At 51.4% G+C, this 8,963-nt stretch carries 11 protein-coding genes; 6 read left to right on the top strand and 5 right to left on the bottom strand.

Translation table 11 applies throughout. The features are described 5' to 3' along the window. Together SD961_RS21270 and SD961_RS21265 are read left to right on the top strand one after the other, a co-directional pair. The coding region (locus SD961_RS21270) for a hypothetical protein (RefSeq protein ID WP_318792294.1) at window positions 1-278 on the top strand (278 nt) is incomplete at its 5' end. A 107-nt stretch (window positions 279-385) separates the two neighbouring features. After that, on the top strand, window positions 386-940 hold the full coding sequence (locus SD961_RS21265; RefSeq protein ID WP_318792293.1) for a gamma carbonic anhydrase family protein: 555 nt from the start codon (window positions 386-388) through the stop codon (window positions 938-940). Window positions 941-982: 42 nt separating this feature from the next. On the opposite strand, the gene aroE is transcribed toward SD961_RS21265, so the two are convergent. From aroE to dprA, 5 genes are read right to left on the bottom strand one after another with little or no spacing between them, the layout of a single operon-like run. Continuing rightward, entirely contained in the window at window positions 983-1,801 is an 819-nt protein-coding gene (aroE, locus tag SD961_RS21260) for a shikimate dehydrogenase (protein WP_318792292.1), read from the bottom strand. 10 nt (window positions 1,802-1,811) lie between these two features. Beyond that, a complete protein-coding gene (gene tsaC, locus SD961_RS21255) occupies window positions 1,812-2,384 on the bottom strand; it encodes an L-threonylcarbamoyladenylate synthase type 1 TsaC (protein WP_318792291.1) in 573 nt (190 codons plus the stop codon). Then, complete coding sequence (locus SD961_RS21250) at window positions 2,374-2,931, bottom strand: type I DNA topoisomerase (RefSeq protein ID WP_318792290.1); 558 nt, start codon at window positions 2,929-2,931, stop codon at window positions 2,374-2,376. The genes tsaC and SD961_RS21250 overlap by 11 nt, the downstream gene beginning before the upstream one ends. Before the next feature lie 25 nt (window positions 2,932-2,956). Next, entirely contained in the window at window positions 2,957-3,430 is a 474-nt protein-coding gene (gene smg, locus SD961_RS21245; RefSeq protein ID WP_158782194.1) for a DUF494 family protein Smg, read from the bottom strand. Next, the gene (dprA, locus tag SD961_RS21240; RefSeq protein WP_318792289.1) at window positions 3,402-4,526 is read right to left on the bottom strand and encodes a DNA-protecting protein DprA; all 1,125 of its coding nucleotides are present in this window, start codon (window positions 4,524-4,526) and stop codon (window positions 3,402-3,404) included. The genes smg and dprA overlap by 29 nt, the downstream gene beginning before the upstream one ends. 119 nt (window positions 4,527-4,645) lie before the next feature. On the opposite strand from dprA, the gene def reads away from it, so the two are divergent. From def to trkA, 4 genes are all read left to right on the top strand, one after another. Further along, a complete protein-coding gene (gene def, locus SD961_RS21235) occupies window positions 4,646-5,155 on the top strand; it encodes a peptide deformylase (protein WP_318792288.1) in 510 nt (169 codons plus the stop codon). Window positions 5,156-5,179: 24 nt separating this feature from the next. Beyond that, window positions 5,180-6,124 carry a methionyl-tRNA formyltransferase gene (gene fmt / locus SD961_RS21230; protein WP_318792287.1) on the top strand — a complete coding sequence of 315 codons (945 nt, stop codon included), beginning with the start codon at window positions 5,180-5,182 and terminating at the stop codon, window positions 6,122-6,124. Window positions 6,125-6,170: 46 nt separating this feature from the next. After that, the gene (rsmB, locus tag SD961_RS21225; RefSeq protein WP_318792286.1) at window positions 6,171-7,460 is read left to right on the top strand and encodes a 16S rRNA (cytosine(967)-C(5))-methyltransferase RsmB; all 1,290 of its coding nucleotides are present in this window, start codon (window positions 6,171-6,173) and stop codon (window positions 7,458-7,460) included. Window positions 7,461-7,522: 62 nt separating this feature from the next. Further along, window positions 7,523-8,899, top strand: coding sequence for a Trk system potassium transporter TrkA (gene trkA / locus SD961_RS21220; RefSeq protein ID WP_318792285.1), 1,377 nt, complete (start codon window positions 7,523-7,525; stop codon window positions 8,897-8,899). Window positions 8,900-8,963: the final 64 nt, after the last annotated feature.

Below are 8,963 nucleotides of genomic sequence, written 5' to 3'. Positions count from 1 at the left end.
AGTGCCCACACAGATTGTCTGATAAATTGTTAAAGAGCGTTGCGGCAAGCGCCCTGAGGCGTTACTGCGAGGTGGCGTATATTACGCTTTCCTCCCTCAGAGTCAACCTCTTTTCAGAAGTTTTTCTCCGGCGGTTCAGCGTGCTGAACCTCTCAACCCGGCGGCCGGTAAGCCGTTGTTCCGTGTCGATGGAGGCGCATTATAGGGATCCCGTTTCAGAGCACAAGGGTTTTTTCGATCTTTCTGTTTGGTTGCTGGATTTTCACTCTTTCCGCTGAGATCTCAGACGATCCGCACAAAAATGCTGCGTAGTCGGCAAGAGTTATTGATCCCGAAAGCCTCGCCGCACTACCCTTCAGGGATCCTATTCAGACGAGAGGTAGCTATGTCAGGGAAACTACGACCTTATAAAGAGTACAGTCCACAGACAGGACTGCGCGTTATGGTGGATCCTTCAAGCGTAGTGGTGGGCGATGTTGAATTGCAGGATGACGTCAGTATCTGGCCGCTGGTCGCTATCCGGGGTGACGTAAACAGAGTGGTGATTGGCAAACGCAGCAATATTCAGGATGGAAGCGTGTTGCATGTTACCCATAAGTCTTCTTATAACCCTGAAGGCTATCCGCTAATCATTGGGGAAGATGTCACCGTGGGCCATAAAGCTATGCTGCATGGCTGCACGATCGGTCATCGTGTTTTAGTAGGAATGGGATCAATTTTGCTTGATGGCGTGGTAGTAGAAGATGATGTGATGATAGGCGCTGGCAGTTTAGTGCCGCCGGGAAAACGCCTGGTCAGCGGCTATCTCTATCTTGGTAGCCCGGTCAGGCAGGCGCGTCCGCTGAGTGAGGATGAGATAGCGGGACTTCTTTATTCTTCTGCTAACTATGTTCGCTGGAAAGATGATTATCTGGCTCAGGAGAGTCAGATCCAGTCCTGAGCGTTTTCAATTCCCTCTCTTTAAGGGAATTGAATAGTCTGATTACCCCTGAAGTTCCGCCTTCATGACGGCAATAACGGGGGTGATATCGGGCAGTTTACCGTGCCAAAGAAAGAATGAGTGCGCGGCCTGTCCCACCAGCATTCCCAATCCATCAGCCATTTTCTTCGCGCCCTGCTGCTCACACCAGCTCAGGAAAGGCGTGGCTGTCGCCTGGTAAAACATGTCGTAGCAGCGAACAGAAGGCGAGATCAATGAAGCGGGGATCGCCGGAACGTCTCCACCTATACCGCTGGAAGTCGCATTAACGATCAGATCGAACTGCTCACCGGCAAGCCGATCCATTGGCTTAGCTTTAACGCCACCCGCATGCTGAAAAACGTCGGCCAGCAGCTCAGCTTTGCTGAGCGTGCGATTGGTGATGGTCAGAGAGCAGCCGAAAGAGAGTAAAGGCAGGATGACTCCCCGAGCTGCCCCGCCAGCTCCTATCAGCAAGATTTTGTCGCCCGGCTTAATAAGATTCAGACGTTCTAAATCTGTCAGCAGACCGATACCGTCGGTGTTGTCGCCCAGCAGCCGCCCGTCCTCAAGTTTCTTAACCGTGTTCACCGCGCCGGCCATTGAGGCTCTTTCAGTGAGTTCATCAACCAGTGCGTAAGCTTCTTCTTTAAAAGGTAAAGTAACATTGGCACCCTGTCCCTGCTGAGCAAGGAACTCAGTTAAAGAAGCGGCAAATCCTTTTACTGGCGCACAAATGCGTCCGTATGGATGAGGGATCCCGGTCTGCTCTGCAAAAAGTTGATGAATTCTGGGAGATTTGCTGTGGGCTATCGGATTACCAAACACGGCGAAAGTGTGCATCTTATTTCCTTTATCCCTGACGAATCAGTTCGCCAGTGACAACATCGCGAATTTCTGACGGGTTCTGGCGTCCACCGGTCATTCCCATGAGGACAGGAAACTGCGGGCCAAACTGTTGATGAACTTCCTTAGCCGTACGGCAAGGCTCCAGTCCCGTGAGGTTAGCACTGGTTGAAACCAGCGGTTTTCCAAATTCCCTGCACAGACTTTGCACGTCAGAATGATTGCTGACACGCACAGCAAGTGAATCAAACCGGCCGGTCAGCCAGCGAGGAGTCTTCGTCCGCGCAGGCACCACCCAGGTCACCGGCCCAGGCCAGACCGCCAGCATTCTTTCTCTCTGCTCATCAGAAAGTGCGTCATCATCTATATAGGGGAGCAGTTGCGCATAATCAGCAGCGATCAAAATCAGCCCTTTTGCAGCGGGTCGCTTCTTTAATGCCAACAGCGTCATCACGGCAGACTCACTATCAGGATCGCAGCCGAGGCCAAAAACGGCTTCGGTAGGATAGGCAATAACGGCTCCCTGTTGGAGCTGTACCAGACAGGCGTCCAGTGTGCCGGAGAAAAACTCATTCTTCACTTCTGATTCCTGATGTCACTGGCTTTCCACAGGCTTTACTGGCGCAATAACGCCTTAACCCGCGTGCCGTTTTTTTCTCTATTAAAAGAGGGAAATGACAAAACTCACATTCACCTTCCACTGGGGTAAAGTTCACCGCAAACTGACAGTCCGGATAACGATCGCAAGCGTGGAAGGTTTTGCCATAGCGTGAGCGACGCTGTACCAGTTTTCCCTGCTGACACTGAGGACAGGAGAACGTCGTCAGATCGGGCTTATCAATTACCTCTGTGTGTTCACACTCCGGATAACGGCTACAGCCGATAAACATGCCAAAACGCCCCTGGCGTAAAACCAGTTCTGACTGACATTCCGGGCATAACTGCCCCTCAAGAACTTTGACAATGTGACCATCAGCCTGATTTTTCAATGGGCGAATGTACTCACACTCGGGGTAGTGCGAACAACCGAGAAAAGCGCCGTGTTTGCCGGAGCGAATAACCAATTCTGCCCCACACTGGGGGCAAGGTTCATGTTTTCGCACAGCGAAAAGCGCTGTTTTATTCATAACATTTCTTACACGAAGAAGATCTTCAGTGCACAATTCCTTCATTGACGTCGAAAAGAAGTTCTTCCATCTGTTGATAGGCGTTTTCACATCCGGGGATATTAAACAGCACCATCAGCACCACCCATTTGAGATCTTCCAGATCAAACTCGAGAGTATCCAGGGCCATAATACGTTCGATAACCATTTCGCGGGTTTCCAGATTCAGCACCTGAATTTGCTCCAGGAACAGAATAAAGCCCCGACAGTTGGCATCCAAACGCTGACTCTCTTCCTCGGTGTAGATACGCATAGACAGCGGATCGGTAGCAAGCAGAATCGGTGCGACAAGTCCGTCCTGATAATCTGCAAGCTTTTCCAACCAGTTCAACGCATTATAAATATCTTCACGATGAAAACCGGCATCGGTTAGATCATCAGTCAATTTATCCTGGTCAACGCGCATTTCAGCTTCGTTGTGGATATACGTTTCAAATAAGTACATTAGTACGTCGAACATGGCTTGCCCTCCTCAATCGGACATAGCCGCCGGGTACAGCTGCGATCCACCCTGCTAACTCCAACTCAAGCAGCTTAGCTACGATGGCTGGCACAGGTTGGCCGGCACGTTCAGCGACGACGTCAACAGGTGTAACCTCATCTCCTACGTTAGCCAACACCTCAGCAAATGGCAATGGCGTATTGCCCTCTTCAGGCGAATATATTATTGAATTTTGAGCTACAGGTAACCATTTGAGGTCGCTTCTTAATTGCTCAAGGATAGAATCAGGATGCTCGGTCAATAATGCGCCCTGCTGAATAAGCCAGTGTGGCCCTGCACTACCCGGATTCCCTACGGCACCGGGCAGGGCATAAACATCGCGATTTTGTTCCAGAGCCAGCCTTGCTGTCACCAGCGAACCGCTGTTCATTGCCGCTTCTATCACCAATACGCCCAGACTCAGGCCGCTAATAATTCTGTTGCGGCGCGGGAAATTTTGCGGCTGCGGCGCCATGGAGAGAGGATATTCAGAAATGAGTGCTCCCCCCGCCCCGACAATCTCTTTCGCCAGCCCTTTATGCTGTTGCGGATAAATGTGACATAAGCCGCTGCCTAACACTGCCAGCGTTTTTCCACCAGCTTCCAGTGCCGCACGATGGGCAATGCCATCAATACCTGATGCCAGACCACTGGAGATGGTAAGGCCGCTTAAGGCTAAAACCTGCGAAAAGTAGGTTCCCCAATTTCTGCCATAAAGTGAGCATTTACGGCTGCCTACAATGGCAATTTGTGGCGTTTTTAAAATTTCAGGGTTGCCGGCAATAAACAGCATGGGGGGAAAGGAAGAGATCTCCCTTAGTCGTTTCGGATAGTCAGCGCTGTCGCAGGTCAGAAGATGATGGTCGGGGTGATCCAGCCAACGCAGCGTTTTCTCAAGCGTAACGGGATGGTAGTTAAGAAACGCCGCGCTTTGTTCCTCACTGAATCCTGCTTCAGCCAATTCATGCTTGCCTGCCATACCCAGGCGAATTAGCGAGGCTGCCATCTGGATACGCTGTGTCAATCTTATTCCCGAAACGCCAGAAAGGCGTAACCAAATCTCCGTTGGTCTCATTTCACAATCCCTGTTGAATCTCCCCGGCTAACATAGCGGGAATGCTGTCAATCATCGCCCGAAATGTCTACAATAAGAGGGATAAATCTCTAATCCCTTGAACACAGATCTGGAAAGTTATGTCAGTTTTGCAGGTATTACATTTTCCTGACGAGCGCCTGCGCATCGTTGCGAAACCCGTTAAAGAAGTAGATGCAACCATTCAGCGCATCGTTGATGATATGTTCGAAACGATGTATGCCGAAGAAGGCATCGGGCTGGCGGCCACGCAGGTGGATATTCACCAGCGCATCATCGTGATTGATGTATTTGAAAATCGCGAAGAGCGTCTGGTGTTGATTAATCCGGAAATGCTGGAAAAAAGTGGTGAGGCGGGCATTGAAGAAGGCTGCCTTTCTATCCCTGAACAGCGTGCCCTGGTATCCCGTGCCGAAAAAGTGAAAATTCGCGCCCTCGATCGGGACGGTAACAGTTTCGAGCTGGAGGCCGATGGTCTGCTCGCTATCTGTATTCAACATGAAATGGATCATCTGGTCGGTAAACTGTTTATTGATTACCTGTCGCCAATGAAGCGTCAGCGCATTCGCCAGAAACTGGAAAAGCTTTATCGTCAGAACGCCCGTGATTAACACGAGCCTGAATAAGGGAAGAGCGTGTCCGAAGCCTTGAATATAATCTTTGCCGGTACTCCTGACTTTGCAGCGCGTCATCTTGACGCGCTTTTGTCTTCTGGTCATAACGTGGTTGGCGTCTTTACTCAGCCGGACCGTCCTGCGGGTCGGGGGAATAAAGTTACGGCCAGCCCGGTAAAACTGCTGGCCGAACAGCACAACCTGCCGGTATTTCAGCCCAAATCTTTACGCCCTGAAGAAAACCAGCAGCTGATTGCCGCTCTGAACGCCGATATTATGGTGGTGGTGGCTTATGGTCTTATCCTTCCAGCCCCTGTGTTAGCGATGCCCCGGCTGGGATGTATTAACGTGCATGGTTCTCTGTTGCCCAGGTGGCGCGGTGCCGCCCCCATTCAGCGTGCTTTATGGGCTGGTGATGGCGAAACTGGCGTGACCATTATGCAAATGGATGTCGGGCTTGATACCGGTGATATGCTTTATAAACTCGCCTGTGCTATCGAGCCAGACGATACCAGCGCAACGCTTTATAACAAGCTGGCTGAGCTGGGACCTGAGGGGATGCTTGCCACCTTATCTGCGCTGGCTGAAGGCCGTGCTAAGCCAGAAGTCCAGGATGAAACGCAGGTCAGCTATGCAGAGAAGTTAAGCAAAGAAGAAGCCCGCCTTGACTGGCAGCTTTCCGCTGCTCAGTTAGAGCGATGCATCCGGGCTTTTAATCCGTGGCCAGTGAGCTATTTCACTGTTGACGATCACTCTATAAAGGTCTGGAAAGCTACCGTCCTCCCCCATGTTAATAAACAGCCAGGCGAAATCGTTCAGGCTGATAAAAAGGGTATTCAGATTGCGACCCTGGATGGCGTTTTGAATATGGAAGAGTTGCAGCCTGCCGGTAAAAAACCGATGAAAGCTCAGGACCTGTTGAACTCCCGTGGGGAATGGTTCACGCCAGGCAATATCCTTGCCTGATGCTTCGCCTGGCATATTGCCGGGCAGATTTTGATTTGCGATCCCTATGAAAAAAAATACCAACTTGCGCAGCGTTGCTGCCCAGACTATTGAGAAAGTGGTCGAGCAGGGTCACTCCCTGAGTACTGTGCTGCCCATTGCGCAAAAAACCCTTGCAGATAAAGATGCAGCGCTGCTGCAGGAGCTTTGCTATGGGGTATTACGTACCCTTCCGCAACTGGAGTGGATCATCAGTCAACTGATGGAACGCCCGATGACAGGCAAGCAACGCACCGTTCACTTTTTAGTTATGGTGGGACTTTATCAGCTGATTTATACCCGTATCCCCGCACATGCGGCTCTGGCCGAAACGGTGGAAGGGGCAGTTTCCCTGAAGCGGCAGCAATTTAAAGGGCTGATAAACGGCGTGCTGCGCCAGTTCCAGCGTAAGCAGGAAGAGTTAACGCAGCAGATGAATATGGGCGATCAACAGTACCTGCATCCTAAATGGCTGCTGGAAAGGCTCAGGCTTGCCTGGCCAGAGCAGTGGGAAGCCATTGTTGCCGCGAATAATCAAAGACCTCCAATGTGGCTCCGTGTTAACCGTCAGCATCACACGCGTGATGCATGGCTTAGCCTGTTGCAGGATTCCGGGAAAATGGCAGAACCCGATCCGGTTCATGCTGATGCCTTAAGGCTTGAGGTCCCCTGCCCGGTTTCACAACTTCCCGGTTTTGATCAAGGCTGGGTTACTGTGCAGGATGCTTCAGCCCAGGGATGCGTCGCTTTATTAGATCCTCAGAACGGAGAAGAGATACTCGATCTCTGTGCTGCCCCCGGCGGGAAAACCACGCATATCCTGGAAGCTGCTCCCCAGGCAAAAGTACTGGCGGTGGATATTGATGCGCAGCGCCTGACAAGGATCGTTGAGAACCTCCAGCGACTGAACATGACCGCTGAAGTGAAAGTGGGAGATGGCTGCTTCCCGGAGAGCTGGTGTGGCGACCGTCAGTTTGACCGTATTCTGCTGGATGCGCCCTGTTCAGCCACTGGCGTCATTCGCCGTCATCCGGATATCAAATGGTTGCGTCGCGATCGTGACATAGCCGAGCTGGCCGCCCTGCAGCAAAAAATCCTGGAAGCGATCTGGCCTCACTTGAAATCAGGCGGCACGCTGCTTTATGCAACGTGCTCCGTTTTGCCTGAAGAAAACCATTTGCAGGTTGCGGGCTTCCTTCAGCGTCATGAAGATGCCATTCTGGCCGAAACAGGTGAGCCTGACCGGCCAGGGCTGCAGGTTTTCCCGGCTATCGAAGGCGGTGACGGTTTCTTCTACGCAAAAATGTTAAAGCGATAATTGCCGGGGCCGGGAGAAATTTTCCGGCCACCCTGACTTCCCACGAAGCAGACTGAAGCACAATGAAAATAATCATTCTTGGCGCCGGTCAGGTCGGTGGCACGCTTGCCGAAAACCTGGTTGGTGAAAACAACGATATCACCGTGGTAGATACTGATTCGATCCGATTGCGTCAGCTTCAGGATAAATTCGACCTTCGTGTAGTCCAGGGGCACGGTTCGCACCCCCGGGTACTGCGTGAAGCGGGTGCCGAAGATGCTGATATGCTGGTTGCTGTGACCAATTCGGACGAAACCAATATGGTGGCCTGTCAGGTTGCCTATTCCCTTTTTAATACGCCTAACCGTATCGCCCGTATTCGTGCGCCAGATTACATCCGCGATGCAGAGAAACTGTTTGTTCCTGAAGCGATACCCATCGATCACCTGATCTCTCCGGAACAGCTGGTTATTGATAATATTTACCGTCTGATTGAGTATCCGGGCGCGCTGCAAGTGGTGCCCTTTGCTGAGGGAAAAGTCAGCCTGGCGGTAGTTAAAGCCTATTATGGCGGCCCATTAGTGGGTAATGCTCTCGCCGTAATGCGGGAACACATGCCGCATATTGATACTCGCGTGGCGGCCATTTTCCGTCAGGATCGCCCTATCCGGCCTCAGGGTTCCACCATCGTGGAAGCCGGGGACGAGGTCTTCTTTATTGCGGCCAGCCAGCATATCCGCGCGGTAATGAGCGAATATCAACGTCTCGAAAGACCTTATAAACGCATTATGATTGTCGGTGGTGGCAACATCGGGTCTGGCCTTGCGCAGCGGCTGGAAAAACACTACAGCGTTAAGTTGATTGAACGCGATCAGCAACGTGCCGCTGAACTGGCTGAATTACTGCAAAATACCATCGTGTTTTATGGTGACGCTTCGGATCAGGAATTACTGGAAGAAGAACATATCGACCAAATCGATCTGTTTATCGCCATCACTAATGATGATGAGGCCAACATCATGTCGGCCATGCTGGCCAAACGCATGGGGGCTAAAAAAGTCATGGTGCTTATTCAGCGCAAGGCTTATGTCGATCTCGTTCAGGGTAGCGTTATTGATATTGCCATCTCGCCGCAACAGGCGACAATTTCTGCTCTGCTGGGACATGTTCGTAAAGCGGATATTGTGAGTGTTTCTTCGCTTCGCCGCGGCGTGGCTGAAGCTATTGAAGCCATTGCGCATGGTGATGAGACCACCTCACGCGTAGTGGGTCGGTTAATAGATGACATCAAGCTGCCGCCCGGAACGCTTATTGGTGCCGTTGTGCGGGGTGATGACGTGATGATAGCCAATGACAATCTGCGCATTGAGCAAGGCGATCATGTGGTGATGTTCCTGACCGATAAAAAATTCGTTCCGGACGTTGAGCGCCTTTTCCAGCCAAGCCCTTTCTTCCTCTGATTCAGTATGCCAGCAAGAGAGCTGGCTGCTTTATCTTACTGATTATTCATTATTTCAGTCATGA

Origin of the sequence: Erwinia sp. MMLR14_017 (assembly GCF_033657285.1) — a bacterium.
Taxonomy (GTDB): Bacteria; Pseudomonadota; Gammaproteobacteria; order Enterobacterales; family Enterobacteriaceae; genus Erwinia.
Note: the sequence above shows the minus strand (reverse complement) of the source record. Positions and strands in the feature narration are given on the sequence as shown.

Coding starts and splice junctions, on each gene's coding strand:
- SD961_RS21265 (WP_318792293.1), top strand. CDS start 386: ATGTCAGGGAAACTACGACCTTATAAAGAGTACAGTCCACAGACAGGA.
- aroE (WP_318792292.1), bottom strand. CDS start 1,801: ATGCACACTTTCGCCGTGTTTGGTAATCCGATAGCCCACAGCAAATCT.
- SD961_RS21250 (WP_318792290.1), bottom strand. CDS start 2,931: ATGAATAAAACAGCGCTTTTCGCTGTGCGAAAACATGAACCTTGCCCC.
- smg (WP_158782194.1), bottom strand. CDS start 3,430: ATGTTCGACGTACTAATGTACTTATTTGAAACGTATATCCACAACGAA.
- dprA (WP_318792289.1), bottom strand. CDS start 4,526: ATGAGACCAACGGAGATTTGGTTACGCCTTTCTGGCGTTTCGGGAATA.
- def (WP_318792288.1), top strand. CDS start 4,646: ATGTCAGTTTTGCAGGTATTACATTTTCCTGACGAGCGCCTGCGCATC.
- rsmB (WP_318792286.1), top strand. CDS start 6,171: ATGAAAAAAAATACCAACTTGCGCAGCGTTGCTGCCCAGACTATTGAG.
- trkA (WP_318792285.1), top strand. CDS start 7,523: ATGAAAATAATCATTCTTGGCGCCGGTCAGGTCGGTGGCACGCTTGCC.